The sequence below is a fragment of the Paenibacillus sp. FSL R5-0341 genome (assembly GCF_037975235.1).
Classification (GTDB): Bacteria; Bacillota; Bacilli; order Paenibacillales; family Paenibacillaceae; genus Paenibacillus; species Paenibacillus amylolyticus_A.
In genome coordinates, this window is record NZ_CP150241.1 from 6,179,377 (window position 1) to 6,205,854 (window position 26,478).

A 26,478-nucleotide genomic window follows, 5' to 3' on the forward strand; every position below is an offset into this window, starting at 1 on the left:
TCCTTCAGACAAGGCTTAGCGCCGATTGGCAACCTTGTCCCATTCTTTGTCGAGTGTATCTAGATAGTTGTCGATGTTTTGGTTCTGCAAAAAGGACTGTACGATGGAATTCAACTGCACGGCAGCCGGAATATAGTGATCAGCAAAGTCAACAACCTTGCCCTGCTCAATATAAGGCATCAATTCCTGTACGGCAGGATCATCCTGCTTCACATCTTCTACCGCAGAGAATAGCGTCTGTTCATCAATGTACCTTCCGATATTTTCAGGCTTTAACAGGAACGCAATAAACGTCTCTGCCTGCTCGCGATTAGGCGTGTCCGCCGCAATGGTAAACAGGGAGTCGATCCCGTTCACCAGCTTAATCTCGCTCGCATCATTGCCCGTAGGGAATGGGAAGAAACCGATGTCTACATTCGGGTTCGCTTTGCGAATCTCCGAGATGGCCCAGGTTCCCTGGATGTACATAAAGGCTTCACCGTTAGCAAAAGCACGGTTACCGTCCGAATAAGCTTTACCAAAGTTATCGCCATGACCGTACTTCATGAGTTCAAGCTGCTTCTCAGCTACCTCGCGGTACTTCTCCTTGAACGTCACTTTGTCATTGCGCCGCTCTTGGTAGAAATCAATACCCACCAGATTGGAGCCGAGTGCATTGAAGGGAAGGCTCGTCTGCCAGTCATCCTTGTATGTGAAGTAAAATGGAATCTCACCTGCATCTTTAATCTTTTGGGCGGTCGCAATGAGTTCATCCCACGTCTTGGGCACGTCCAACCCCATTTCCTTAAACAACGTTTTGTTGTACATGATGCCGTTTGCATTTGTTGCATAAGGAATACCTGTCACTTCGTCCATGCCTGTGAGATCCTTGAGCATTTGTATGTAGTTCGGATCAATCGTCTGGAGTAATGAGCTGTCCGTCAGATCGGTGAAAATATCACTCTGAGCCAGGATCGAATACGTGTCGGTTGCCCCCATGGCCATAATATCCGGTATATCATTTTTGACGACACGCGTCTTCAGTACGGTCTCTGCATCTGGTGGATTCACCTGAGTGACCTGAATATCATCATGCTCTGCATTAAACGTTTTAATTAATTCATCAAAGGTTGTTTTGGCTTCAGGCTTGTTCTGGAAAAATTCAATCTGCACTTTGCCATTCGCGCTATCCCCACTGGTACAGGAAGATAGAAGTACAGCCATCATTCCACACAGCAACATTGTCCCGAGAGCCTTGGTAAGCGTTGTTCTCATGTTGTACCTCCCTCAGCTTAATAAATTGAACTAATGTGATTTACACAGTGTCACTCCGATTGCAGTACCATCTTCCGATCGTTGTTATCCCCAGATTTTTTTGATTCCCTTCCTCTAAGGGAAAATCCGGTGATAAACACGCACGCTGCGCTTCTTCAGATTGGTTCTGCACTCTCCGTGTTTGTGTATATCTTAGTTTCACTTTATATACGTAAAGATTTACCCATCCAAATGGTGAAATAACCATATGGTTAATCCTTCCAAACTGACTTCAATCTGAATGAATGATATAAGTCTTTATTATTTCTAAAACGGTTTCGGTAAAAATGAATCACGGCAGTTCTTCCCATGACCCGAATCGGACATAACTAAAAGGACACTGGATGATATCCAATGTCCCTCATTTAATATGCTTATATTCAGCCACTGTAACGCTTTTATCCAACCTATTACGAACGCTCAACCTTCGGCAGTGCATTACGTAAACGCTTGGCCCGATAACTCTGATATGCACGAATCAACATGCCGATGATGATCATGACCACACCAATGTTAATTGCGACATCAGCCAGATTCAAAATCCCGCGTCCGGACGGAAACACGAGGAAATCCGTTACCCGCGCATAGATAAATCGATCGATCGCATTTCCTAAAGCCCCGCCGACCATGAACCCCGCGCCAGCTTGCATCCAAAAACCGCGAATCTCACCTTTACTCCGGTAATACAGCATGCCTGCTATGAACAGAACGGCGATCACACCGAACAGGCGCGCATTTCCCTGAAACATGCTGCCCGCCATGCCACTGTTCTCATAATGCTGTAATTGCATGCCCGAGTCACCCAGTCTCATGACGTCGCCAACTTCCATATACATCCTCACTGCAATCTTGGTTCCCTGATCCACCAAAGTCACCAGCAGTGCTACAAAATAAAACAGCATCGTGCTTCTCCTCCTGCCTACTTAGCGATAACTTATTTTAACTTTAAGAGTTTTGAGTATATTAGGTTCCTATCACTTTAACACAGCCGATGTACGGTCTCCAAATGAACGGTCTTTAACCACGCAAATAACGTCCATTAACATCGTTCAGACTGCATTCAGAAGGTACTGCACCAACCCATGTCGAATGTAGACATCAATCATATATGTAAAGGGGCTGCCTGTAATTTGAACCTGATCATGACAGAGAAATTAAAGGAAATGCAGCAGGAAGAAAAGGACTTGGTATTTGGCACATTTGATTCTGAAACGGCGCTTAACCTTGGCCTGCATCTGGTCGAAGAAGCGAAGCGTCGTTCCCAAGCCGTGACCATCGACATTACCCTAAAGGGACATCGTCTCTTTTTGCATGCGATGGAAGGCACTCATCCCGACAACGAAGACTGGATTCGCCGCAAGAACAACGTAGTGAATCATTTCTCATCCAGCTCTTGGCACACGGCTCTGCGGTTGAGAAGCGAAAACCAGACGCTTGAACAGGATTTTAATCTGCTTTCATCTGACTATGTGCTGGCTGGTGGCGCTTTCCCGCTAATTTTAGAAAATGAGGGACAGGTCGGTACCATTACGGTATCAGGTTTGCCTGATGAGGAAGACCATGATCTGGTCACGACAGGAATTCGCTCGTTTTTGTTGCAGCAAGGTTAGATTAAATGGAGCAAAAAAGCCCACCTGATCAATATAGATCAAGTGGGCTTTACTAGCTAAAGCAGCATGCTCAGGACGGATTTTTGCTTTTCATAATATGGTACACATTGCTAAAGCTGCCGGAGAGAATGCCTGTAATCGGAAATATGGCCCAATTGATATCCCACCGCTGATATACAAAGCCTGTGAACAAGAAGATGGCTGTCGCCAACGGCCATACAATCGCTTCCACGGCTCTCACAACCTTTACCTCTTGCTTCTTCTCTGCCGTCAACTGGTGCTTCTCCAGCAAGTTCGTGTAAGCCCCCTGAATATTACCGTAATATACAAATAGGAATACTCCTACCCCAGCCATGATCATAAAAGCAGATACACCATAAGAGGCGTAGTTATCATTAATAGAGGAGGCTGCGAAAATAAACACAGGAGACAGAATGCACAGGCAGACACCCGTGATGATGGCTACACGATAAGTCAGAGCGAAGCTCTCCCGACTATGCTGAATACTCATTTTAAGTGTATAAGGAAGCTGGAAGCTCTTCTCCATATGACTGAAGCGTTCAAGCTTCATGCCACTGTGAATGAACATGCCTACCGCAATCGCAATCAGCACGAACATGCCGATCAGGCCCAGTACAGCCCCCGTTTCCACCGAACGATTTGCAGCTGAAGTGGCATAGTTCTCAAACAAGGTATCCATGAAAATCAGAAACGCCACACCCGACGCGCACAATAAAACACCCAGCCCGATCCAAAAGCCGGCATTTCTTTTGGCAGTGGTATATGCGTAGGCTTCTTCTTCCGTCAGCACAGGCACTGCCTCTTCCGTACTAACAGGCTGAATACCGAGTTCCGCAGTTAGCTCCTCGATGTTACCGAATTCTGAGATTACAATGCCGATGGCTTCATTCTCCGACTTGCCTTCCCGCTTCAATTCCAGATACTTATCTTCCATCCCCGAAAGGAGCTCCCGCTTCAGATGCTCCACCTCGGGTGTCTTCGGTAGACCAGCAAACATGTTCTCCAGATACACCATAATTGTCTCCATGTTCCGTCACAACTCCCTGATAAATAGATTAACAACCTCCTGCGTAACCTTCCATTCCTCACACTTTTCTCTGTAATAGTCGAGGCCGGGCGGCGTAATCCGGTAATAGGTACGACGCTTTCCCAAACTATTCTCATCCAGGTAAAACGATTCAATATAACCGTTCTTCTCCAATCGGGTGAAGGCCGAGTATAATGTCGTCTCCTTCATGACGTACTTTTCCTCTGTTAGCTGCCTGATGTTCTTGGAAATCTCGTAGCCATACGACTCCCCTTCGAGCAGCATGTAGAGGATCAGCGTATCATTGTAGCCACGTATAACGTCACTGCTGATCACAAAAGATACTCCTCCTCATTACTTCATCTGTCGTAGTAGTTGAAGTATAGCACAATTTACTACGACAGGTGAAGTAGTTATGCCAAAAATGGGCAATAAAAAATCCGTACCTGGAATAGGTACGGATTTTCTTCTTTTCCTGCAGTTAAATTCCTGCGTTTATTGGATCGCTGACAGAACGTCCAGCAGCATGGATTTGAATTTGGGCCGATCAATCGCCTCACAGACACATACATTCGGCTCTTTGCCAAAACGCCCGTTGATATCCACCACACTGTATCCGCGTGTCAGTTCTCCTGCCGCTTCCACATCCACATAATATTGACCCGACTTGGTCATGATGGATTCATCTGCCGCAACAGCCATCAGCAACGTATCGGGATGAGTGGTGCCATTGAGTTTATGTACCGACTTGTTGAACTGCATAACCACTTTGTTGATTGCGGTGAAGAAATCGGCACCCGATGTACCAAGAGCTGCAATCTCTGCATGATCGTCATCGTCCATGACTGAATATTGCGTGCACATCTCCCAGCCAACCATCGTGATTGGAATGCCCGCATGCAGTACAATTTTCGCCGCTTCCGGGTCCACGTAGAAGTTATACTCCGCCGCCGGTGTGATGTTGCCCAGTGCGTTATTCGTTCCGCCCATAATGTACAGGTGAGCAATCTCCGGAATAATGGTTGGGTCCTTCTGGATCGCCATTGCAATATTGGTCAGCGGGGCAATCGCCAGAAGTTCAATTTCACCCGGATGTGCGTGCACCTTCTCAATGATAAAATCAACCGCATGCCCGCTCTCGGGACGCTGATCTGCCTTCGGGAAATGCGCGCCGCCCATACCATCATCGCCATGCACATCTTCCACTGTCCGGTGCTGAGCCTTTCCATAGGCCATTAGCGGACGCTCGCAACCTTTATATACAGGCACCTTGCCGCCATGTCCAGCAACCTGTACCGTGTACAGGGCATTTTCAACCTCCTGGTCGAATTGTACGTTACCGCCCGTAATGGTGATGCCTTCCACCTGAAAGTGGTGCAATGCCGTCAGGATCGCAATCGTATCGTCTCCTGCTGTATCTGTATCGATGATGACTCTTCTCATGATGCCGCGCTCCTTCTTCCATTTGATAGTAAACTCTATAAAACACTATGTCTTATTTTACATCAAAAATGTACCAATGACGATGGAAACGCCGATGATAATTGAACGCAGCAGTTGCGCTACCGCCATATTGCCTCGTGCGATTTCGTCACACACCCGCATTTTTGGAATCAGGAAATCAAATATAATATAGACCAGGCACAGAATAATAATTCCAAACGCCGACCACAGCAGCATATCCAACCACGAATGCGTTGAGAAAGATACCATCCCTACAATAATACATAGTCCCAGCAATTTGCTGCCCATATACATACCTGCCGCCTCGTTACCTTTGGCGATTTCCTCACTATCGTTATACCGGGTCAATTTGCTAAAAGCGAAATATCCACACACCAATACCACCAGCAGAATGCCTACACCCACCGCCACATTCACGAGGTTTAATCCCAAGTTCTCCATTCCTTTTCCTCCTCATCATTCATCCGTTCACGAACCGTAGCCGCGCAATAATAGGCCATATCTCCAGTTACTTTCTCCCCGATCCGTGGTAACAACCCAGCCAAACGCCCACCGATAACAAACACCCCTGTAAGCAGATAACCGCTGTACGCTCCATCTTCCGTCTCAATCACGGCCTGTTCCATCGGCACCAGCTGCTGATAGATCTTGGGCTGATTTTCGTAATAAGCTGTAATCTCTTCATCCTCTTCTGTCGCTCCAGTTGCAAGATTGGATTCCAGCGCATCGTTTAGAGGATGCTCCATATCCTGCTTTCCAAAGGCATTGTTCGTTCCTCCATCCAGCAAAAGAGTTCCTCTGCCTTCGCGCCCCCAATAACTCTTGGCTACATATGGTATGGCGTTCAGCTCGAAAGGCTCCGCCGAAAAATAGGTGGGCAGCAGATATCGGGAAATCACGTCCATTTCTGCTTCATCAAAGAGGGTAAACCCGCAATATTCCGGAGTTTGCTCGTTCCGCTCGTAGAGCGACCAGATTGCCGCCATGAAGCCTTTGCTCTGCATCAGTACATGCTGAACGGGATTCATCAGGCCCAGTCGTCCCTCCCGTACAAGATCAAGCAGGGCTACGCCAATTTCCACTCCTGTCGTCTCATCCCGATCATCGATAAGATACTCCAATGGATAGAGACGGTACAGCAGGTTGATCTCCCGCCCCCTATGGTAAAGCGCCTCACCCGGAACAATCTCCAGTTCCTCCAGTGGGGCATAGAAAACTTCGTATCCCGCTTCCTGACACCGTCTCGTGAGATATTCCGTATTTGTACGATCTTCGACATGTTCGCCAAAAGAAGTAAACGTCACCGGACCCTGCAATCCCTGCTCTGCATAGAATTCCAGCCATATCCTGAAACACTCCCGAATACGTGTATCCATCTCGGCAGATGGTACAGTCAACGCGACATCCTCAGCAAGACTTACCAGAATACCTTCCAATGCAGCGGCCTCCGGTATACCCGTGGGGGTGTCCGTATTATTTTCAATACACTTGGGTCCAGCTTCTCCAATAATCCAGTCCTGACGGGTAATGCCTCCAGTTACCATCTCCATACGTGCCGTCGGAATAAGCCCGGGATGGATACCCAACTGATGCTCCAAAAAAGAATCCGGCATGTATTGCTGGATAAATCGCATCACTTTACAGTAAATGCCGTCTACCGCCTCGGCTGCGGTGCGCAGCTCTTGTACCTCCGAGGGAGAATAGACCGTCAATGCAGGCACACAATATTGCTTCCCGTACATTCGATGGTATGGAATCTGTTGTTCCGTTTCGCCCTGAAATACCTCTTCGTGACTAAACGGCAGTTGAATCACTTGCCTCATCCGGTTATCCTCCCGAACTGCGGAAGAAACTACCGAAGCCGCTTGATTTGGACTTGGATTTGCTATAGGAGCTGTTACTGTCCTTATTGCTTCGATACGACGACCCGCCGTAGTAATAGTGCCCACTGCTGGAATCATATTCACATCCGGTATCATACTCCGGGTCACATTCATCATTGTTGCTGCCACAACCGGATAACACGGCAGGTACCGCCAGCATCAGGGAGAACGCAACCAGCTTCGCTTTTGAACCGGGTTTCGATGCTTGCCCCCGCTCTTGGTCACTCATTACAGATCCACCTCTTTCATATAAAACAACACTTTCTTGCGATCCGCATCCAGCACGGAATACAGGAACTCATACGTCTTGCCACCGCGAACCATGTAATGGTCCAGCAGTTGCTCGGCAAGCTCCATCGTATAGGTGGAGGATACTGTGAGTTCCAACTCCTGAAATGAACGTCCATTCCACAACATATACTCAGCACTGTACATGGAAGACATTTTGCACATCGCCAGCGCAGCATCCGCAATGGCTGCACCGTACTCATCCGGCATCTGTTGGTCATACGCCGTCACATATACTGCATGTTCCCGCCCATCCTGGCATTCATTGGACAGATGCGCCCAGAGTTTGTTTTTCACCAAGGTGGCATCCACCAGTTTGCGCATGAAAAGTTCATCTCGCGTGACTGAAGCCTGTTCCAGCACCCCCGTCTCCGCCTGTCGATCATCCGACCAACTCCGATACGTCAATGAATAATAGATACCGATAACCTCCCTTTTTGCGAGCTCTTAGGTGAGCCGTTTCAATTCATACAAACGTATTTAACGCATGGGGAGGTAAAAAGTTACACTATTCCCCATGACATGTAATAAAGAACATGTTGGCTACCTTCATTCTCCGATTAACGAAGCAGGAAATAACATACTGTTTTCTACTTTTGGTACGCAATCCAGTTCAAAAAGGCCGGAGAAGACTCTCCGACCACACTTGTTTGATCTTATGCTCATGCCATTCTGACTTATAACTCAGCCCACTGGGCCAAAACATCATTATATTCAGCGGACAATTGCTCGCGATCATTCCATATTTGTTCCAGTTCAAGCGGATTGTTTTGCACAACTTCCAACTGTTGATCTAACACCTGAATCTGTGCCTCAAGACGAGCCAGAATTTGTTCCAGCTTCTCCGCAGAGTGTTGATTGCCATTGCCGTTTCTATGTTTCGATGCAGCTGTTGCCGAAGGAGTTAACGCCTTACCTGATTCAGTAGAAGCTTCATGATCTCGACTTCCATCGATAGCCGCAACAGTGGAACCGTTCATTGTCGAGATTGCTTCTGGTTTCTTCCCTGATCTGGTAGTCCCACTCGACGCAGACGTTAAACCTGACTTCATCTCTGACTTGGCGTTCCCACGAGAAGAAATTCCCACTCCTGCTGTAGCCTGAGTCGCCGCCGCCGAACGAGCTTGCAAATCAAGCTTCTTCTCGCGATACGCCTCATAGTCTCCCAGATAAGCGGTCATCTGTCCGTCCTCCAGTTCCCAGACACGGGAAGCGAGGCGATTGACGAAGTACCGATCATGTGAGATGGCAAGTACGGTACCTTCAAAATCAACCAGCGACTCTTCCAGCGCTTCTCTCGATGCGATATCCAGATGGTTCGTCGGCTCATCGAGCAGCAGTACATTAGGTTTACGTTGCACCAACAGTGCCAGCCGCAGGCGCGTCCATTCCCCGCCAGATAATTGCCCGACAGAGCGGAATACATCCGCTCCATAGAACAGATATCGGGCCAGAATTCCGCGAGCCTCTCCTTCCTCCACGCCTGCTTCCAGACGGAAGTATTCGAGTACGTTCAGCTTTGGATTCGTGGGTTCCTCCTGTTGAGCCAAATACCCCACATCCACACGCGCCCCCCACTCCAGCTTGCCCGCATTGGGCTGCTCGTCACCAAGCAACAGCTTGAATAAGGTCGTCTTGCCGGAACCATTGCGGCCAATGAGTGCAATTTTATCTCCATATTCCAGCAGACCCGAGATTCCGCGCAGGATTTCACGCTCACCATAGCTCTTCTCGACCTGTTCCAATATCGCTACCCGTTTACCCGTTCGATCGGTAGGACGCACATCGAACTCGGCATTGCGGCGCTCCAGTACAGGACGCTTCACCTGTTCCATCCGCTCCAGCGCCTTGCGCATGGAAGCGGCCCGCCGAAAGAACTTTTCATTGCCACCCACACGACCCCATTCCTCAAGTTGGCGGATCGTTTCTTTCATTTTTTTGATAACCTTCTGTTGCTCCTTGAACTCCTCGAATTGCTGCAATAGCCGTTGTTCCTTCACTTTCATATATTCCGTATAACCGCCAGCAGATGTTTCCGCTTCTCCATCCTCCAGCTCCAGTGTTCGATTCACTACCCGATCCAGAAAATAGCGATCATGCGAGATCAGAACAATGGTACCGGGGTATTCTCGTAAAAATCCTTCCAGCCACTCGACCCGCTCCAGATCAAGATGGTTCGTTGGCTCATCCAGCAATAACAGGTCGGGTCTTACGATTAGCTGTGAAGCCAGCACGACCCGAGTCTGCTCCCCACCGGACAGGGAACCAAAGCGCCAACCATAGTGTGCCTTGGCGATATCTAGACCGTCCGCCACCTGATCAATCCGGGCATCCATTTCGTATCCACCCTCACGCTCGAACTGGTCTTGCAGCGCCGCATAGCGTTTCAACAGGCGCTCTAATTGATTAGGGTCTGCCGCGCATGCCGGATCGGACATCTGCTGCTCCATTTCCTTCATTTGCGTGCGACATATCATAAGCTCCTTGAATCCAAGACTCAGTACATCCAGAACGGTACGGTCATCCAATCCTTCCGGAACCTGAGCCACATATCCCATTCGTGTATCTTTCTTTATCATCAATTGCCCTTCATCCGGCTTGTTTAGTCTTGCCATCAGGCGCATAAGTGTTGTCTTTCCGCTTCCGTTGCGGCCGATCAGGGCGACCTTGTCGCCTTCCATAATTTCAAACGTAATGCCGTCCAGCACCAGATGTGCTCCGTGGTATTGAGTCAGTTGTTGCGCGCTAATCATCATCATAATAAGGTTCCTCCTATGGTATGGAAGATCCTGACCGCAACACAAAAAGAGCCGCAGGAGGTTAGCTCCGCGGCCCTTCAGAATTCAAGCAATATCGCTTATCGTCCGAATGAGGTCAAGGCAGGCATCTTCTCGCAAATGTTAACTTCCGTATATTCAAAATTGGACAGACTTCTCCCGTTGGTCAGAAAAGTATGAACAATGCCAGCCATAGCAATCGGCAGCTGGCTAATACGGTTGTTAAGCATCTCGTGATTCACCTGTCTTCACCTCCCTTGTCATAATTAATGTCAATATATCACAGACGGTTGCGTTCATGCAACCATCCCTTCGCCCAATTCTATCATACTGTACAGTAGTTTCATTATCCCGCTTAATTCCTGCCCCGTCGTCGAAGCACCACATCCCTGATCGCCACCGTAATGAGTGTTAACATTCCCGCGGTACCCAGTGATACGCCGAGCAGGGCATATCCGATGCCGTTCCACCCACCCATATCAATGCTGATCATGATTACGACGGCACCGCCGAGCAAGGCCACACATGGCAAGATATATTGAACCCACGTCAATCGACGTCCTTGCATCCGGTAGATAAGCCATTCAATCAGCAGCTGCACCGCCCACATTCCCAATGTCCACAAGATCAGTACTTCCATAAGGTTCCCCTCCTGTTGCTGGATGGATCAAGCCCTGTATTACAGACCTTACGTTACTTCAACCAATCTGAGAAAAAGTTCCGGTACCCTTCTTTCATCTTCGTCCGCGAAAAAGCACCAAACGCATACTCCCGGTTGTCTTCTGACACACTGCGCGGCGCAGCCGCAGCCATGTTCACCAGTTCAAACCAGTTATCCTCGTTGCCTGCAAAGGCATGCGTGGATCGAATGTGACCGTAGCAGGCATGCTCCGGCTTCACAACCATTTTGCCCATCGCCATCGCTTCCGTCAGAGGCATCGCAAACGTATCAAAGGCCGAGCAGCTCCAATACACCTTCGCAGAATTCATCAACGTAAATATCTCATCCTGCGTGAGCGCAAACTTCAGCTTCACGTTGGAAGGAATGTCGTACTTCTTCATGGTTTCCTTATAGCGTACACCGCCAAACACCATATATACTTCCTTGTCCGGGTTCTGCCGAGCATATTCCAAAACTAGATCCGGGCGACGGTTCGCCTCATCCCGACCGATCCAGAGCACCCGATTATGCACAACCTGGCTCGGGTCATAGTGCCGATTCGCCATCTCTTCGCTAAAACCAATCGGGATGACGTTCACGTCATGTACGCCGAAATTGCGGCCCAGTTCTGTTTTCAAAAACTCGGTCTGTACAATCGCTTTATCCACCATCGTATAAAATGGCTTCATCATCTCATATCCCGTCAGTGCGGGATCAGGGAAACTATGCGGAAACAATACACTCTTCGGTAAAAACATCTTCAAAAACGTAAACCCGGATACGGTGTAGATGACATGCTCTATATTTTGGCTATGAATCTGGTCCAGCACGATATCGTAGTTCACCAGGTCACCTTTCTCATGCTCATACCCTGGTAACCAGTCGTATCCGCTGACATGACGCTCCGGCGAGATGAACACAATATCCACGCCCAGCTCCAGACCAATCTGCTTCAGTCGATCCGCAAATACGCGTGGCCCCTGAGCTTCCGTGAATTGAATTTTACGCATAACAAGTCCGACTTTACGCAAGCTTCTCACCCCTCATTTCTATTCCTCACCCATGTGCTTCATGCACTGTTCCAGCGTTGCTGCCGTCTCAAGCCATTGGTTCCGCAGCTGTTCCTTCGGCCACACACATTCCTCACTCCTCAGGTCACCGTCAATCAAACGCAGCATCCAGAGCGAAAATACAATAGCATAGGCGTCGTACCATTCTGCAAAAGAAACCCGTTCAATCTGTACGCCCAGGCTCCCCAGTTTGTCCAAATAAACATCCATAACCCGCTCTCGCAATGCAGGCGTAACCGTTCTGGGAAACAGCGGATGCGAGAGATCAACTAGGTGATATATATCCCACAGCGGCGTATTCAGATGGGCATGCTCCCAGTCCAAGATGACCAGTCTGCCGTCCACATCCGCCATATTTCCGGGATGCAGGTCTCCGTGACACAGAACAGTTGGAAGTTGCTCCTCAGCTGTGAGAATCAACGTGGCAATCTTGTCCCAATCGGATGCGGATAGCTTCATATCCAATCTGGATAACAGTTCATCGGTAAATTGCCTATGCATTTGCAACTCATCCAGCATCGTGTGAATGGACGGTTTCTGGCCTACGCGAGGCAGTTCGCTCCAATCCGTAACAGGCAACGCATGCCACGCTGCCATATGTGCCGCTGCGCCGAGCATCGTCGCTTCTTGCGAATCATGCACCAGTTGCCCCAGATCCTCGTAGATCATCCAGCTCTGTGCAGGTGCAATGGTAAGATCCGACGCTGCAATAAGCTGCGGATAGATCGGTGGTAAGCCAGACATCACACGCTCGTACATCCATCGTTCCCGTCCGTGCTGTGCAGGATTCGTCAGCGGTTTAAAAATATAACTTTCACCGGTAGGAACAGTGAATCGCTCCACATATCGTCCGTTCATTCCTTGATACAATTGTTCGCGGCTTGTTATATATTGATCATTCAGCATCCCTTCGGGCGTCACCCAGCTGTATGCATTCATCTCTTCGTTCACGCTAGCCACCATCCATTTCGTTCTTCCTGCTGCTCCGATGTTGATTTCTATTCATCATACGTTGCCACTCACAAGCCTGCAAGCTTTGGTCGTAAGCGCTTATTCAGGATCTCAATGTAGAGTTTCCAAATTGCTTGTTGCATTTTGGTTAGTAATCACTTACTATAAAATCATGAAGAACAAATCTCATGTGGATAGCAAAAAGAAAGATATCCTACAAGCGGCGATGCGCTTGTTCGCAACCAAAGGCGTTGACGGCATATCCGTCAAAGAGATCGGTGACGCCGCCGGAGTAACCGATGCGGCGATCTACAAACATTTTAAAAACAAAGATGCCGTTGCCCTGGAAGCCTTCACCCAATACTGCGCGGACTATACCTCACTGATTGACGGGTATGTTCGACAGGAAGGTCCGGTACTGGAACGCTTCAAGCAACTGGTTACCGAGGTTCTCCATCTGCATGATGAAGATCCCTACGGGCTGCTGCTGATTTCACAGAATCACGAAATATTCATTGAAGCTGGAAGCAGCGAGGATTACCGTCAGCCGTTGGATGCGTTAATGGATCTCATCGATCAGGGAATGATGCGGGGCGAACTGCCTCAGCAGGATTCAAGGCTTACAGCCGTTCTGGTGATCGGTGCAATTACACGCATGGCGGTCTCCAGTATGCAAGGTGAGCTACCGGAGCTGTTGGTACCTTATACGGGCGAGACTGTTCACCGACTTGCATCGATGTTGGGGCACTTACCCCAAGAGTAACGATGGAGATGGAAGCCATTCGGCCATGCAGAATTCCAAAAATGTTCAGAGTTGCACGTTAATATAAGTGCGTGTTCAAAAAGTCTGGTTTTCAGTGCCGAGAAGATGGGATGAAGATAGAAATGGAGTAGCGGAGCGTAGAGAAAACTACGTGAGCAACGGACATTTCGGCTGAATCCCATATTCGATGCTGATGATGCCGCTAGGCATGATTCGTAATCAAAAGCGGACTTTTTGAACAACTTCTAAAAGAGAATCGTCAGCATACCATCAGGATATACAGATGGATCACCGGGTCATACGTGACCTTTTCTTTTTGCACATGAGGTTAGTGTTCATTAACTAAAATAGTCAGGACGTGTCATCTTCTATGAAAAAAATATTAATTATTCAAGGCAATCCCGTCTCACCCAGTTATAACGGCGCAATCGCCGAGGCTTACCGTAAAGGTGCGGTTCAAGCTGGTGCAGACGTTCGCATGATCACCCTGAACGAACTCGCGTTCAACATGAATCTGGAAGGAGGATATCGTAATAAACTTCCGCTTGAACCCGATTTGTTACAAGCCCAAGAAGCGATCAAGTGGGCCGAGCATCTTGTATGGGTATTCCCAATTTGGTGGGGAGGACCACCTGCCCTACTGAAAGGTTTCATTGACCGAATCTTCATGCCAGGTTACGCCTTCAAGTATCAAAAAGGAAAACCTTTCCCGGATCAACTGCTCAAAGGCCGCACCGCTCGCATGATCACCACGATGGATGGTCCGAGTTGGTACTTCAAGTGGTTCCAGGGTGAGCCCGCACACAAAATGATGAAAATCTCCACATTTGGACTCACTGGCATCAAACCTGTTCGGATAACAACTGTAGATCAAGTTGGTAAAAAGTCCGAAGAACAGAGAAAGAATTGGCTGGATAAGATCGAACATCTTGGGCGGAAGATGGGGTAAGAAAGAAAACTTCCTATTTTAAACAAAAAAGGGATGTCCCTACGTCATGTTCAAGACGGGACACCCCTTTGTTACGTTCGTTATGGTCTAACGAACTGCACATACGCTATTAGCTTCAAATCCTACAGATCTGCAATGTAACGAATCGTGGACGCGTTATGTACACGATCCCGCAACCTTACAAGCAACGCATTACCTAAACGACCCAAATGAAATACGACCCGAGGGATGCTCAGGCAAAATGGACGATACCAACTGCCGCACAGCCGGATGTTCCGACTGCATTACTGAATCCCCGGCATCACCGCTATAGACCAGCCTTCCCTGATCCATCACGGCAATGCGGTCACAGATGGTCATGGCGGCACGAATGTCATGCGTGATAAAGAGGTACGACAACCCGTAGGATGCTCTTAACTCTCCCAGTAAGGATAGGATTTGCGTCTGGTGCACCATATCCAGGCTGCTGATCGACTCGTCCAGTACGATTAACTTTGGCTTGAGCGCGATAGCTCGTGCGATGTTGACCCTCTGTAATTGCCCGCCGCTGAACTGGTGCGGAAGCTTATTTGCATCCTCAGGTGTAAGTCCAACCTGCTCAAGCAGTTGTCCAACCACACGAAGTTGTTCTTTGGCTGACAAACGCTCGTAGTTATCCAGCGGCTCCCCAATGATCTGCGCGGCAGTCATAAGCGGATTCACAGCCGAATAACAGTCCTGGAACACGACCTGCAGATCACGTCGTAATCCCTTAAGCACGGGTTTACTGGATTGGTAGATATCCTGACCCTGAAATAAAACCTGACCCTGACTGGGCTTCTCCAGACCAAGAATAATTTTGCCCAAAGTACTTTTACCTGCTCCACTTGTACCCAGCAGTCCCAGACATACACCCTTTTCAATTGTAAGTGAGATATCTGCCAGCACAGGAGGACGCGCTCCCGAACGATCCAGCCAATTGCGTTTGCCATAGCTATGGCTTACTTCACGTACCTGAAGCATCAGGTCATCCTCCTCTCTTCTACTTGGCAGAAGCAATCTCTGAAGAAAATGAAATTACACCTCACCATGCCAATTCCATCTCTACGACTGCTCACTCAAAATACAGTTCATACCCGCTCTACATATACTCTCATTGAACGATCCATCCCACATGTCATTCGCTATCGTCTCAAAGACATACTGGGTCTGGCATTTAACAACATCCGTGTATACTCATGCTGCGGGTGATCGAACAGTTGGTACACATCCGCCTGCTCCACAATTCGACCCTTCTGCATGACCGCGACTTCATCCGCCATTTGTGAGATCACGCCCAGATCATGGGAGATGAGCAAAATGGATGTGCCATATTCTGTACGTAGCCGATCCAATTCCTGAAGCACCTTGAACTGATTTACGACATCCAGTGCCGTCGTTGGTTCATCAGCAATAACCAAGGCGGGTCGCAGGCACATCGATATGGCGATCATCACCCGCTGCAACATACCGCCACTCAGTTGGAAGGGGTATCGTTTCATCAGCTTGGCCGGCTCGGGCAGGTTCATATCTGCCAAGGCAGCAATAGCCCGCTCCCAGGCAGCTGCTTTGGACATTCCCGTATGCGTACGCAAGGTTTCAATGAATTGAGATCCAATCGTATATACGGGTGTAAAAGCATTCATCGGATTCTGCATAATAAATCCGATTTCCTTGCCTCGGATGCGTCGCATCTCCTCACCTGACAACGAGCCAAGCTCCCATCCATTCAGACGGATGCTACCCGTTACCTCCATCCTGCGCGGATCAAGCAGGTGAAGCAGCGCGTTACACGTAACGGTCTTACCACTGCCACTCTCGCCGACCAGACCGAAGACACGACCTTTTTTTAATTCAAAATCAATGGGCTCCAGTAACGGGACTGAACCCTCTGCTGTTCTAAGATTCACTTGCAGACCACGAACTTCGAGTACCTTCGCTGCATCATCCATCGTTACGTTCACCTCCATATGACTTTGGTTCCGACTCACTACCTTTTTGCAATGCCATAACGTTCAGATAACGCTTCTCCCAAAATGTTAAACGTAATGACTACCAGCAGAATCAATACACCTGGGTAGATCATCAACTCCGGATGACTGCGAATGTAACCTGTTCCTTCATGAATCATGGCTCCCCATTCTGCATTTGGTGGTTGAATACCGAGTCCTAGGAATGACAGAGCAGATATATCCATAATCGCCCATCCCATCTCCAGCGTACCCATCACAACGATCGGACGCTGCACGTTGGGGATGATATGTTTGCGGATAATCGTCCACGAAGAAGAGCCGCTAACCCGCGCCGCCGCAATGAAGTTCCGTTCCTTCAGACTAACGACCATGTTCCGGCAGATACGTGCATAATATACCCACTGCACCATCATGAGGGCCAGAAGCACCTGCATCAGACCTGGACCAAAAATCCCCACAATACCCAGCACAAGCACCAGATTCGGAAACGCCATAATGCCTTCACACAAGCGCATCAACAGACTGTCCACCCAGCCACCAAGGTAACCGGAGATTGAACCTACAATGACACCTATGAGCAAAGAAGACAGAAAGATCAGGGTGGCAAATCCGAGCGACACCCGCGCTCCATACATCAGTCTGGTGAGATTGTCGCGTCCCAGATGATCCGTTCCGAGCCAATGCTCCAGCGATGGACTCGCCAGCTTCTGCAACAGATTTACCTTCACAGGGTCATGAGGAGCAATCCATGGAGCAAGTAGTGCTATCACGAAGAAAAGCAATATAATCACCGAGCAGATCTGGATGGCTCTCTGTCCTTTAAATACCGCACGCCATTTGTTTATCAATGTTCTGCCCGTCCTTTCGCTGAAATCCGTGGGTCCATAACGAGTTGCACCAGATCAACGAGCAGATTGCATACGATGAACAGGCATGCCGCCAGGAAGACATAACATTGAATAACAGGGATATCCCGGTTAAATATCGCATCGACAAAGTATCGTCCGAACCCAGGCCAGGAAAACACTTGCTCCACAATAATGGTTCCTGTGAGCAGCTTGCCCATACTCATCCCCATCCCCGTAATGAGGGGCGATATAGCGATCTTCAGGACATGTTTCAGCATAATGACTCGTTCGCGAATCCCGCGTGTTCTCGCGTACTGTACATATGTCTCCTGCAATTGCTCCAGTACACTGGAACGCAACAATCGGGTGTAGACCGCAATAAGAATCAAGGAAAGTGTAATCGTAGGCAGAACCAGATTCTCCCACGATCCACGCCCCTCCACAGGCAGCCAGTCCAATTTCACTGCGAAAAAGAAGATCAGCAGGTAACCGAGCCAGAACTGCGGAATAGATGCTCCAAAATAGGAAATCGCACGGCTGACCATGTCAATCCAGCTATTCTTATACACCGCCGCCAGTATTCCCAAAGGAATACTTACAAAAACCGATAACAACATACTCCAGAAGGCGAGCTCAGCCGTAGCCGGAAGCCTTAATTTCACTTCGTCCCATACGGGTTTGTTGGTGAGATATGAAGTGCCAAAGTCGAGCTTGGCAATCTTCTGAATCGTATGCGCATATTGGGTTAACAAAGGCTGATCCAGACCGAACTCATGCCGTTTTTGCGCAAGCAGCTCCGGTGTCGGATAGATGTGAGCGGCTGTAAGATAAGCCTCGGCCGGATCAACCGGTGAAATATGAATAAGCGCAAAGGTAACGAGTGTAGCGATAAAAACGATAGGAATGATCGCGATCATTCGTTTACCAATATAACCGATCACTGAACATTCCTCCCTGTTCTCAAGCTACATGAGCTTATTACTCTTGAAATCACTATATAAGTTCAACTAATTTTTTTACACGAGAACGGAGAGGACAGAAAAAACCTGAAGAAGCGTAGCGTTCGCCTTTATCACCGGATTTTCCCTTTAGAAAGGGAATCAAAAAAATCTGGGGATAACAGCGATCGGAAGGTTATTCTGTCATCGGAGTGGCACGTGTAAACATTCTTTAGTTGAACTTATACAAATTATTGATTGCCCAATTCAATTCCTACAAACGGATTTTCATCACGGTTCGCCGGGAAAATAAAGTTGGAGATTTTCTTCTGATATACAGCCGTTTTCTTAATATAAGAGATCGGTACGATCGCCGATTGCTCCTGAAGTGTTTTCAAGATAGAGCCATACAGCTCCTGGCGTTTCGTCTCGTCTGTAGATGACAGTGCTGCATGCACCTGATCGTCCAGTTCCTTTTTCATCGGCAACGCACTCAAGGTCTCGGAAATCCCGAATCCAGGGCTCGCCACAACGTTAATGAAGGAATGTGGATCATATGGAGCACCGTAGTTATACCAGAAATACAGGTCGAAATCATTGGCTTTCAAACGCTTGATCTGTACCGTCAGTTCCAGCCCAGTGAGGTTTACTTTAACCCCAAGCTCGCTCCATTCCGCCTGAATGGTCTCAGCCATCGCTTTCTGAATCGGGTCTGTCTTGTCAAAAATCATCTCGAAATCAAGCTGCTGACCGTCTTTCTCACGAACCGTACCACCTGCAGGCAGTTTCCAGCCCGCTTCATCCAGTAAAGCTTTGGATTTCTCCACGTCATACGTGATCGGTTCCAGGTCTACATTGGTGTATGGATAGTTTTTGGACAACACGGTATCGGCTGGGTCTTCCAAACCGGAAGTCACGCCTTCCACCATCGCCTGTTTGTTAAACCCTTGCTGAAGCGCCATCCGTACTCTGACATCGGACAGCTTAGGATTGGAAGAATTCAGCAACAGACTGCGAGTACCCACCGGATCAGACAATTGAGTCACATATTCATCATTGTCACGCAGCTGTTGGAACGCATCCAGACTGATCACACCTTCACCATAGATCAAGTCGAGATCGCCTTTTTCAAAAGCGAGTACACGGGTTTCACCGTCAGGAATGATTTTGACCGTAATCTGATCTACCTTCGGTGCTGTTCCCCAATAGTTCGGGTTACGCTTGAAGACGGCATATTCGTCCTGCTTGTATTCAGCCAGCATCCACGGGCCCGTTCCAACCGGCTCTTTGATGCCTTGGGATGTATCTCCGTCATCCGGGAATCCAGCTTCACCCAGGAAGCGGAAAGGACGAACCACCGACAAGTCCTGAAGCACAGGATAATACGGCTCTGTGAGTGTCATGCGGAAGGTCTGATCGTCCACAACCTCGGTCTTGTCGAGCACACCTACAATGCCCAGCCAGCTATGTGTATCTTTATTTTTCATTACAGCGTCAAAGTTCTTTTTCACGATCTCAGCATTAAATGGCGTACCATCTGAGAATTTCACACCTTGGCGAAGCTTGAATGTATATACTTTGCCGTCATCGGAGATGGTCCATGATTCTGCCAGAGCAGGTTCCAGTTTTCCGTCCTTCTGGTAACTGATTAGCGGCTCATAGAGCATGGATTGGGCAAATAATTGCGAAGGATTGTACGTGTGCGGATTCATTGTACCGATATCACGTGGCCATGACATCGTAATCGACTTCGTTGATGTTTGATCCGAAGCAGCAGATGAGGATTCATCTCCACTTCCTGTATTGCTGCAACCCACGATAACGAATAGCAACAAGAGCATAGTTGCCAACGTGAGGGCCGAAGATTTGCGATGTTGTACAGACATGGATGTTGAACCCCTTTTCTCTATTTTATGATAATGATTATCATATTCATCCATTAAGAATAGGCAGGAGCCCTCCTTTTGTCAACAAAATTCGACATTGTATGTATCACTACTAAATATGCCGAAAAAGCCCTTCCTGTAGGAGGAAGAGCCTCTCGACCTGAATATGAATCACAACTGCAAAAATAAGCTCAACAATAATTTGCTATTCCTTGCTCACAGCATGGAAATCACGAAAGTACATATGCAGATATATTACTGAAATCCAGCTTCATATACGCCTTCTTGTTTCTCGTTTAAACGTCTACAGTGACGCCCTCATAGAACCGACGAATGACCTGCTCCGCTGGCTTGCCGTAAACTCCATATCCGTCATCGGTCAGGGCATCCTTCTCCGCGTGTAGATGCGCGCTCCAGTCCCACAGACCGAATCCGCGTACCCAGTCACGCTGACTGACATGTCGGAACATCGCTTCATAGAAACGCTCCTGTTCTTCAGCATTCACTTCACCTGCTAATCCCCAATCGTTTGGTACCTGGGCTGATCCATTGCGGCTGGGGCAGCCTGCTTCTGCGAAGAAAAAGGGTTTGCCATAAGGAGCAATCGCCTGCTCAATTCGATCCAGCTGTGCCTCCCAATCTCCGATGGGATAGTAACCACTGGAAGAGATGACATCCACGGCATCCCACCAGTTCACATGACCTTCCTGATATTTGTCCGTGTTGTATGACACCAGTCCCGTGTACACTTCACGCACACCGGCGATCACCTCGCGCCACTCTTGATCCCGACGCTCGGACTGCACCATCTCACAGCCTACGATGAACATCTCACACTTTTCCTGCTCTGCAATCGCTGCATAATGCTTCTGAAATGCTGTGTAGCTGCGGAACCAATCCTTCCACTTCGGCTCACACGGCACATCGATATCAAAAAAGTTAATGTGTGCACGCCATGTGCCATCGGTACAGTTGACGGTTGGTTTCAGAATGACACGCAACCCGAGTGTACGAGCATATCGCATCATGTCCACCAGTTCATCATCCTCTACCAGATGTGCACCACGATACTTGACCTCTACCGCCTGTGGATGATCCTGATGTGCCGCCAGAGCAAAAATAACATGAGAACTGCCTGTACGTTCAGCCATCAGACGCAAGGATTCTTTGGCTTCCGGCTTGCGGAAGTCTCCCCTGCCACTCATCCAGCCAAATGTAAATCCCTTGATATAATCCATATGCATAGCTCCCCAATATTTCTGTTCACTTAATGAAAAAAGAATGACCTACTATATACATTTTCACTACGATTGCAGTACCATCTTCCGATCGCCGTTATCCCCAGATTTCTATCAATCCTTTTATACAAGGGAGAAATCCGGAGATAAATGCGACCACTTCGCTTCTTCAGATTGGTTCTGCACTCTCCGTTATTGTGTAAATTTCAGATTTTCAAAAATTTGTTTCACTTCGATTACAGCTTGCCTTCCTCGTGATCTCCGGCGATGACTTCATCGGTCTCGATCACATAGTTCACGATCTCTTCGATGGTCGTGTAAGCCACGCCCACATAGGTATCGGCAGCGCCGTAATAGATGGCGATACGTCCGGTATCGGCATCATGCAGTGTTGCACACGGGAAGATGACGTTATCAACGAAGCCTTGCTCTTCGTACCATTTTTCCGGTGTCAGCACAAAGTTGGATGAACGATATTTTACTTTGGACGGCTCATCCAGATCCAGAATAACTGCCCCCATGCTATACACCAAACCGTTACAGGTTCCAGTTACGCCGTGGTAGAACATCAGCCAGCCTTCGGACGTTTCGATCGGAGCGGGTCCGCCGCCAATTTTGACCGATTGCCACCAGCCTTGGCCGCCTTTACTCATCACATGACGGTGCTTACCCCAGTACACGAGATCCGGGCTTTCACTCAGGAAGATGTCTCCGAATGGCGTGTGTCCACTGTCACTCGGTCTGGACAACATCACATAGTTATCGTTGATTTTGCGCGGGAACAACACGCCATTACGGTTGAACGGCAGCATTGGATTTTCGAGACGGACAAATGTTTTGAAATCATCCGTCTTCGCCAGTCCCAATGCTGCGCCGTAGAAATCGGTACACCAGATGATGTAATACGTATCCTCGACTTTGACCAGACGCGGGTCATACGCATAGTTCGGCATGAACGGATCGCCATTTTCATCTACAAATGCAATGCGTTCCTCTTCAATTGTCCACTCCAGACCATCTTCGCTTGCACCCATGTGCAGATGCGGACGGCCATTAACGGTTTCGGCGCGGAACACCCCAATGAACTTTCCTTCATAGGGAATGACGGCACTGTTGAAAATACGGGCAACGCCTTTGACCGGGTTACGCGGAACCACAGGGTTCGCCGAGTGTCTCCATACCGGCCCTTCTACTCCCTCCGGTTTGGCTTCCCACGGCATATTCGGCAAAGCATCCCCAACAATGTGTACGTTTTTCGTTTCAGCAACTGACATTTTTCATTTCTCCCTTCGGTTAGGCTTTATGAAATGAATAATTAAAATTGCACTAGACCACTTTGATGACAGAACAACCTTCCGATCGCCGTTATCCCCAGATTTTTTTGATTCCCTTATAAAAGGGGAAAATCCGGTTATAAATGCGACCACTCCGTTTCTCCAGCTTTTTTCTGTCCTCTTCGTTCCTGTGCATTCTCACATGCATTTCATATAGCCTCTCGTTTTTTATTTAACAGAACCTTGCGCGAAGCCGTTGTAGATGTACTTCTGTAACAACAGGAAGATGATCATGGTTGGAATAATGGCGATCATGATGCCGGCGCTGATGACTTCCCACTGCGATCCGAACGGTCCCTTGAATTTGAACAAGGCGGTGGATATGACCTGTAGATCGGTCTTCGGCATGTACAGGAACGGTGTGTAGAAGTCGTTATAGATGTTCACGCCCTTCACGATAATGACCGTTACAATGGCCGGTTTCAGCAGTGGAAGAATGATTTTCCAGTAGATCGTGAAGTACGAAGCGCCGTCCAGCATGGCGGATTCATCCAGTGCACTTGAGATGGAGCCAAGGAACTGCAGGAAAATATAAACCGCGATGATATCTGTACCCAGGTACATCACGATGGCCGCCCAGCGTGTGTTAAACAGGTCGAGCGCGTTGATGATCTGGAATGTGGCGACCTGCGTCGTAACACTTGGAATCAGGGTAGCGAGCAGAAATGCCGCGACCATAATTTTCTTGCCTTTGAATTTGAACCGATCCAGTACATATGCGATCATGGAACCGGTTAAGGTCGCCCCTATAATGGAGATGACCAGAATAATAATTGTATTTTTGAAACCGACCAGCATGTTGCCATCCACAAAGGCCTTCGCGTAGTTCGCAAAGTTCAGCCAGTTGGCTGGTGGAGCAAGCGGGCTGCTGGTGGCGTATTCCGCATTCGTTTTGAGTGATGCAAACAGGATGACCACGATCGGTAACAGTGCAATAAACGCTGCAAGAATAAGGGAAGCATATTTAACCACGCTCGCAAGGGTGTATTTGAATTTTGTCACGTTTATTCCTCCCCTTTCATGGTGACGCGCTGCACGAGCGTAACAAGAATAACGATCATGAGCAGCACCACAGCCATGGCGGATGCCAGTCCCAGCTTGCCATATTTAAATGCCAAGTGAACCGTTTGGATGACAAATGTCATACTGCCGTTGGAACCATCGGTCATGATATATGGAATATCGAACGCACTAATTGCGCCGCTAATGGCCAAGATCAGGTTAAGCTGCAGGATACGCGTTATACTCGGCAAAATGATATGGCGGAATTGCTGCCAGCGGTTGGCCCCGTCAATATCCGATGCTTCATATACATCCTTCGGAATGGAGGAGATCGCACCCAGGAAAATGATAAAGTTGAAGCCCATGTATCTCCATACCGATGCACCTGCAAGAGACACATTGATAATATTCGGATTACCGAGCCAGAGCTGCGTGTACTGTCCTAGTCCTACAGCATGCATGAGCATATCGAGTGTACCGTCCGGTTTGAAGAAAAAGAGGAAGATAAAACCGATGGCTACACCATTCAGCAAATAAGGGAAGAACAATATGCCTTTGAAGAAGTTTTTGCCTCGGACTTTGAAACTCAGAATCGTGGCAAAGTAGAGCGCCAAGCCCATCTGTACGAACGTAGCCACAAAGTAGTACAAGCTGACAATGAATACTTTGAAGTATTCGGGATCACTAAAGATGCGCGTATAGTTCTCAAACCCAACATAATCGAACCTTTTGCTGTATCCGTTCCAATCGGTGAAACTGTATTTGAACATATTGATGACCGGTAAGTATGCAAACGTGAACAGCAACGCCAGCGGAATAATTGAGAAGGCACAGATGATAAATATGCGTTGCGCTGAGTAGCCCCAATTCGAAACCTTTAAGTACTTCATGCTCTCCACACCTCCAAGCGGTTCACCCGCCTATATATCGAAAGACTCCCGTCCAATGGAATTCCTGCGGAATAACTGCCAGGGGAAGAGCATGGGCATCCCGCTTTCAAATCCCACATGCTCCATACTCCACTCATAAATGGATTCCTATTCCCCGCAGTCCATTCATCGCCTGATCCACTCACGTTATTCTCATTATTTCGTGAGTTCTGCCCGTGCTTTGACCCACTTGTCGTTCAGGTCCTTCATGATGTCGTCATACGATTCCTTGCGGTTACCGATACCCGCTTCGATAATGCGTTTCTTGAAGTCAGGCTGCCAGAGGCCGATTTCACCTTCGTTATCGATCTTATCAACGAGACCTTCCTGACCTTCTTTGGCAGGTGTAAGTGTGGAGAATTGAACGTCTTTATATTGATCCAAAATGGGTGGCAATTCAGCATTCTTGTCTGCATCCATACCGCCGCCTTGTTCAACTGCGTAGTTCGACTTCGCCAAGAACCAGTCAATCCAGGCTTTCGCAGCAGGTTTGTTTTCACTGTTCACGTTCATGCCGATGTTATAGTCCGCGGAGAGCGGAACCACAACCTCACTTGCATTCGTAGGGAAAGGAAGGAATCCGATGTCGTCCGGTGTATCCGTCATACCCTGGATCTGTGTAATCGCCCAAGAACCAAGTGCCATCGTGGCAATTTTGCCTTTGGCAAGATCAGCCTTGGAGCTTTCCCAGTCGGTTGTCGTTGGATCTTTCTCGATTAGACCGTTCTTGGCTGCATCATAGAGCACTTTGTACAGTTCATAGTGCGGCTGACCAGGCACAAAGTTTTCATCTGTATTCGGTTGGTCCACGTTCACGTAGTCCACGCTGCCTGCAACGGTTGGCAGATCCGATTCCCATTGGGTGAGAGCCCAGCCGGATGCATAGTTGGTGTAGAGTGGAACTGCGTCAGTATTGTCTTTGACCAATTGAAGCGCAGCCTGGAATTGCCCCGGTGTTTTTGGCAATTCGGTAATGCCTGCGTCTTTGAAGACCTGTTTGTTATAAATAATGCCGGAGAACGTGATGACCGTAGGGATACCATATACCTGGCCATCCACCATACGTTCTTCAATGGCGGTGTATTTGTCTTTCAATTCATCGTACGTGCCAAGCGGCTCGAAAAAGTCCGGGATATCCGCGATCGGAACGCTGGTCGGGATCATCAGGACGTCACCGTAATCCTTGGTGCTCATACGGATTTTCACTTGTCCTTCATAGTCGGCCAGTGCCTGGAAGTTCACTTTGACATCCGGGTATTCCTTATTGAACTCAGCAGCGTAATCTTTGAATACGGTATCAACAATATCTGTACGTTGGGTAAGGACGGTAATTTCGCCCTTGATATCTGCCGGATCTGTACTGATCTCCTCCCCTGCCTGCGAAGATCCACCTCCGGATGAACATGCAGCAAGTAGTGAAGTGATGAGTAGCATCGTCAGCAACATCATCCAACCTTTGTTTTTTCTCAATTGTTTCGACCCCTCTCTTAAGTTAATTAAGTTATCGTTAAGGTTACAAAATGAATTCTATTATGGTAACGCTTACCTGTCAATT

The 26,478-nt window shown here is 48.3% G+C and carries 27 protein-coding genes; 3 read left to right on the plus strand and 24 right to left on the minus strand.

The annotated features are described in order from the left end of the window. Positions 1-15: 15 nt before the first annotated feature. Both MKX75_RS27725 and lspA read right to left on the minus strand, forming a co-directional pair. Positions 16-1,254: an extracellular solute-binding protein gene (locus MKX75_RS27725; RefSeq protein WP_254847982.1), complete on the minus strand. Its 1,239-nt coding sequence runs from the start codon at positions 1,252-1,254 to the stop codon at positions 16-18. Between the two features lie 449 nt (positions 1,255-1,703). Further along, a complete protein-coding gene (gene lspA, locus MKX75_RS27730) occupies positions 1,704-2,195 on the minus strand; it encodes a signal peptidase II (RefSeq protein ID WP_133386230.1) in 492 nt (163 codons plus the stop codon). A gap of 240 nt (positions 2,196-2,435) precedes the next feature. Here lspA and MKX75_RS27735 point away from each other — a divergent pair, with 240 nt between their 5' ends. Then, entirely contained in the window at positions 2,436-2,903 is a 468-nt protein-coding gene (locus MKX75_RS27735) for a heme-degrading domain-containing protein (RefSeq protein WP_339167635.1), read from the plus strand. A gap of 70 nt (positions 2,904-2,973) precedes the next feature. Here MKX75_RS27735 and MKX75_RS27740 read toward each other — a convergent pair whose 3' ends face one another. The 12 genes from MKX75_RS27740 to MKX75_RS27795 form a co-directional block, all read right to left on the minus strand. Then, entirely contained in the window at positions 2,974-3,951 is a 978-nt protein-coding gene (locus MKX75_RS27740; protein WP_076333792.1) for a permease prefix domain 1-containing protein, read from the minus strand. Positions 3,952-3,957: 6 nt separating this feature from the next. Next, entirely contained in the window at positions 3,958-4,287 is a 330-nt protein-coding gene (locus MKX75_RS27745) for a PadR family transcriptional regulator (RefSeq protein ID WP_017691704.1), read from the minus strand. Positions 4,288-4,446: 159 nt separating this feature from the next. After that, on the minus strand, positions 4,447-5,394 hold the full coding sequence (locus MKX75_RS27750) for a nucleoside hydrolase (protein ID WP_339167638.1): 948 nt from the start codon (positions 5,392-5,394) through the stop codon (positions 4,447-4,449). Between the two features lie 57 nt (positions 5,395-5,451). Beyond that, positions 5,452-5,856, minus strand: a complete 405-nt coding sequence (locus MKX75_RS27755; protein ID WP_339167639.1) for a DUF350 domain-containing protein — start codon at positions 5,854-5,856, stop codon at positions 5,452-5,454. Further along, entirely contained in the window at positions 5,838-7,238 is a 1,401-nt protein-coding gene (locus tag MKX75_RS27760; protein ID WP_339167640.1) for a glutathionylspermidine synthase family protein, read from the minus strand. The genes MKX75_RS27755 and MKX75_RS27760 overlap by 19 nt, the downstream gene beginning before the upstream one ends. Before the next feature lie 4 nt (positions 7,239-7,242). Continuing rightward, positions 7,243-7,527, minus strand: a complete 285-nt coding sequence (locus MKX75_RS27765) for a hypothetical protein (protein WP_036671603.1) — start codon at positions 7,525-7,527, stop codon at positions 7,243-7,245. After that, entirely contained in the window at positions 7,527-7,994 is a 468-nt protein-coding gene (locus MKX75_RS27770) for a hypothetical protein (RefSeq protein WP_339167642.1), read from the minus strand. Before MKX75_RS27770 ends, MKX75_RS27765 begins: the two co-directional genes overlap by 1 nt. Before the next feature lie 269 nt (positions 7,995-8,263). Then, positions 8,264-10,345, minus strand: a complete 2,082-nt coding sequence (locus MKX75_RS27775) for an ABC-F family ATP-binding cassette domain-containing protein (RefSeq protein WP_339167643.1) — start codon at positions 10,343-10,345, stop codon at positions 8,264-8,266. Between the two features lie 98 nt (positions 10,346-10,443). Then, complete coding sequence (locus tag MKX75_RS27780; protein WP_017691697.1) at positions 10,444-10,605, minus strand: hypothetical protein; 162 nt, start codon at positions 10,603-10,605, stop codon at positions 10,444-10,446. 113 nt (positions 10,606-10,718) lie between these two features. Beyond that, the gene (locus tag MKX75_RS27785) at positions 10,719-11,003 is read right to left on the minus strand and encodes a hypothetical protein (RefSeq protein WP_339167644.1); all 285 of its coding nucleotides are present in this window, start codon (positions 11,001-11,003) and stop codon (positions 10,719-10,721) included. A 53-nt stretch (positions 11,004-11,056) separates the two neighbouring features. Further along, positions 11,057-12,055: a glycosyltransferase gene (locus MKX75_RS27790; RefSeq protein WP_339167646.1), complete on the minus strand. Its 999-nt coding sequence runs from the start codon at positions 12,053-12,055 to the stop codon at positions 11,057-11,059. 18 nt (positions 12,056-12,073) lie between these two features. Beyond that, positions 12,074-13,057 carry an aminoglycoside phosphotransferase family protein gene (locus tag MKX75_RS27795; protein ID WP_339167648.1) on the minus strand — a complete coding sequence of 328 codons (984 nt, stop codon included), beginning with the start codon at positions 13,055-13,057 and terminating at the stop codon, positions 12,074-12,076. Between the two features lie 160 nt (positions 13,058-13,217). Here MKX75_RS27795 and MKX75_RS27800 point away from each other — a divergent pair, with 160 nt between their 5' ends. Both MKX75_RS27800 and MKX75_RS27805 read left to right on the plus strand, forming a co-directional pair. Beyond that, positions 13,218-13,808 carry a TetR/AcrR family transcriptional regulator gene (locus MKX75_RS27800; protein WP_145149732.1) on the plus strand — a complete coding sequence of 197 codons (591 nt, stop codon included), beginning with the start codon at positions 13,218-13,220 and terminating at the stop codon, positions 13,806-13,808. Positions 13,809-14,178: 370 nt separating this feature from the next. Next, positions 14,179-14,757 carry an NAD(P)H-dependent oxidoreductase gene (locus MKX75_RS27805; RefSeq protein ID WP_264930887.1) on the plus strand — a complete coding sequence of 193 codons (579 nt, stop codon included), beginning with the start codon at positions 14,179-14,181 and terminating at the stop codon, positions 14,755-14,757. 192 nt (positions 14,758-14,949) lie between these two features. On the opposite strand, the gene nikE is transcribed toward MKX75_RS27805, so the two are convergent. The 10 genes from nikE to MKX75_RS27855 form a co-directional block, all read right to left on the minus strand. Beyond that, entirely contained in the window at positions 14,950-15,759 is an 810-nt protein-coding gene (nikE, locus tag MKX75_RS27810) for a nickel import ATP-binding protein NikE (RefSeq protein WP_339167650.1), read from the minus strand. Positions 15,760-15,920: 161 nt separating this feature from the next. After that, entirely contained in the window at positions 15,921-16,727 is an 807-nt protein-coding gene (locus MKX75_RS27815; RefSeq protein ID WP_339170624.1) for an ABC transporter ATP-binding protein, read from the minus strand. A 38-nt stretch (positions 16,728-16,765) separates the two neighbouring features. After that, positions 16,766-17,596, minus strand: coding sequence for a nickel ABC transporter permease subunit NikC (gene nikC, locus MKX75_RS27820; protein WP_339167651.1), 831 nt, complete (start codon positions 17,594-17,596; stop codon positions 16,766-16,768). After that, positions 17,593-18,537 carry a nickel ABC transporter permease subunit NikB gene (gene nikB, locus MKX75_RS27825; RefSeq protein WP_339167652.1) on the minus strand — a complete coding sequence of 315 codons (945 nt, stop codon included), beginning with the start codon at positions 18,535-18,537 and terminating at the stop codon, positions 17,593-17,595. Before nikB ends, nikC begins: the two co-directional genes overlap by 4 nt. A 248-nt stretch (positions 18,538-18,785) precedes the next feature. Next, positions 18,786-20,420 (minus strand): nickel ABC transporter substrate-binding protein, encoded by a 1,635-nt coding sequence (gene nikA, locus MKX75_RS27830; protein ID WP_339167653.1) that lies wholly within the window; start codon positions 20,418-20,420, stop codon positions 18,786-18,788. A 296-nt stretch (positions 20,421-20,716) separates the two neighbouring features. Next, positions 20,717-21,658, minus strand: a complete 942-nt coding sequence (locus MKX75_RS27835) for a 1,4-beta-xylanase (protein ID WP_339167654.1) — start codon at positions 21,656-21,658, stop codon at positions 20,717-20,719. Between the two features lie 236 nt (positions 21,659-21,894). Next, the gene (locus tag MKX75_RS27840; protein ID WP_339167655.1) at positions 21,895-22,932 is read right to left on the minus strand and encodes a glycoside hydrolase family 130 protein; all 1,038 of its coding nucleotides are present in this window, start codon (positions 22,930-22,932) and stop codon (positions 21,895-21,897) included. 228 nt (positions 22,933-23,160) lie between these two features. Continuing rightward, entirely contained in the window at positions 23,161-23,994 is an 834-nt protein-coding gene (locus MKX75_RS27845) for a carbohydrate ABC transporter permease (RefSeq protein ID WP_062836747.1), read from the minus strand. Positions 23,995-23,996: 2 nt separating this feature from the next. After that, entirely contained in the window at positions 23,997-24,884 is an 888-nt protein-coding gene (locus tag MKX75_RS27850) for a sugar ABC transporter permease (protein ID WP_062836746.1), read from the minus strand. 195 nt (positions 24,885-25,079) lie between these two features. Next, a complete protein-coding gene (locus tag MKX75_RS27855) occupies positions 25,080-26,393 on the minus strand; it encodes an extracellular solute-binding protein (protein WP_339167656.1) in 1,314 nt (437 codons plus the stop codon). Positions 26,394-26,478: the final 85 nt, after the last annotated feature.

What these genes read in the sequence shown, in the direction of transcription:
- MKX75_RS27725 (WP_254847982.1), bottom strand. Translation starts at nt 1,254, where the DNA reads ATGAGAACAACGCTTACCAAGGCTCTCGGGACAATGTTGCTGTGTGGA.
- lspA (WP_133386230.1), bottom strand. Translation starts at nt 2,195, where the DNA reads ATGCTGTTTTATTTTGTAGCACTGCTGGTGACTTTGGTGGATCAGGGA.
- MKX75_RS27735 (WP_339167635.1), top strand. Translation starts at nt 2,436, where the DNA reads ATGACAGAGAAATTAAAGGAAATGCAGCAGGAAGAAAAGGACTTGGTA.
- MKX75_RS27740 (WP_076333792.1), bottom strand. Translation starts at nt 3,951, where the DNA reads ATGGAGACAATTATGGTGTATCTGGAGAACATGTTTGCTGGTCTACCG.
- MKX75_RS27750 (WP_339167638.1), bottom strand. Translation starts at nt 5,394, where the DNA reads ATGAGAAGAGTCATCATCGATACAGATACAGCAGGAGACGATACGATT.
- MKX75_RS27755 (WP_339167639.1), bottom strand. Translation starts at nt 5,856, where the DNA reads ATGGAGAACTTGGGATTAAACCTCGTGAATGTGGCGGTGGGTGTAGGC.
- MKX75_RS27760 (WP_339167640.1), bottom strand. Translation starts at nt 7,238, where the DNA reads ATGAGGCAAGTGATTCAACTGCCGTTTAGTCACGAAGAGGTATTTCAG.
- MKX75_RS27765 (WP_036671603.1), bottom strand. Translation starts at nt 7,527, where the DNA reads ATGAGTGACCAAGAGCGGGGGCAAGCATCGAAACCCGGTTCAAAAGCG.
- MKX75_RS27775 (WP_339167643.1), bottom strand. Translation starts at nt 10,345, where the DNA reads ATGATGATGATTAGCGCGCAACAACTGACTCAATACCACGGAGCACAT.
- MKX75_RS27785 (WP_339167644.1), bottom strand. Translation starts at nt 11,003, where the DNA reads ATGGAAGTACTGATCTTGTGGACATTGGGAATGTGGGCGGTGCAGCTG.
- MKX75_RS27795 (WP_339167648.1), bottom strand. Translation starts at nt 13,057, where the DNA reads ATGGTGGCTAGCGTGAACGAAGAGATGAATGCATACAGCTGGGTGACG.
- MKX75_RS27800 (WP_145149732.1), top strand. Translation starts at nt 13,218, where the DNA reads ATGAAGAACAAATCTCATGTGGATAGCAAAAAGAAAGATATCCTACAA.
- MKX75_RS27805 (WP_264930887.1), top strand. Translation starts at nt 14,179, where the DNA reads ATGAAAAAAATATTAATTATTCAAGGCAATCCCGTCTCACCCAGTTAT.
- nikE (WP_339167650.1), bottom strand. Translation starts at nt 15,759, where the DNA reads ATGCTTCAGGTACGTGAAGTAAGCCATAGCTATGGCAAACGCAATTGG.
- MKX75_RS27815 (WP_339170624.1), bottom strand. Translation starts at nt 16,727, where the DNA reads ATGGATGATGCAGCGAAGGTACTCGAAGTTCGTGGTCTGCAAGTGAAT.
- nikA (WP_339167653.1), bottom strand. Translation starts at nt 20,420, where the DNA reads ATGTCTGTACAACATCGCAAATCTTCGGCCCTCACGTTGGCAACTATG.
- MKX75_RS27835 (WP_339167654.1), bottom strand. Translation starts at nt 21,658, where the DNA reads ATGGATTATATCAAGGGATTTACATTTGGCTGGATGAGTGGCAGGGGA.
- MKX75_RS27840 (WP_339167655.1), bottom strand. Translation starts at nt 22,932, where the DNA reads ATGTCAGTTGCTGAAACGAAAAACGTACACATTGTTGGGGATGCTTTG.
- MKX75_RS27850 (WP_062836746.1), bottom strand. Translation starts at nt 24,884, where the DNA reads ATGAAGTACTTAAAGGTTTCGAATTGGGGCTACTCAGCGCAACGCATA.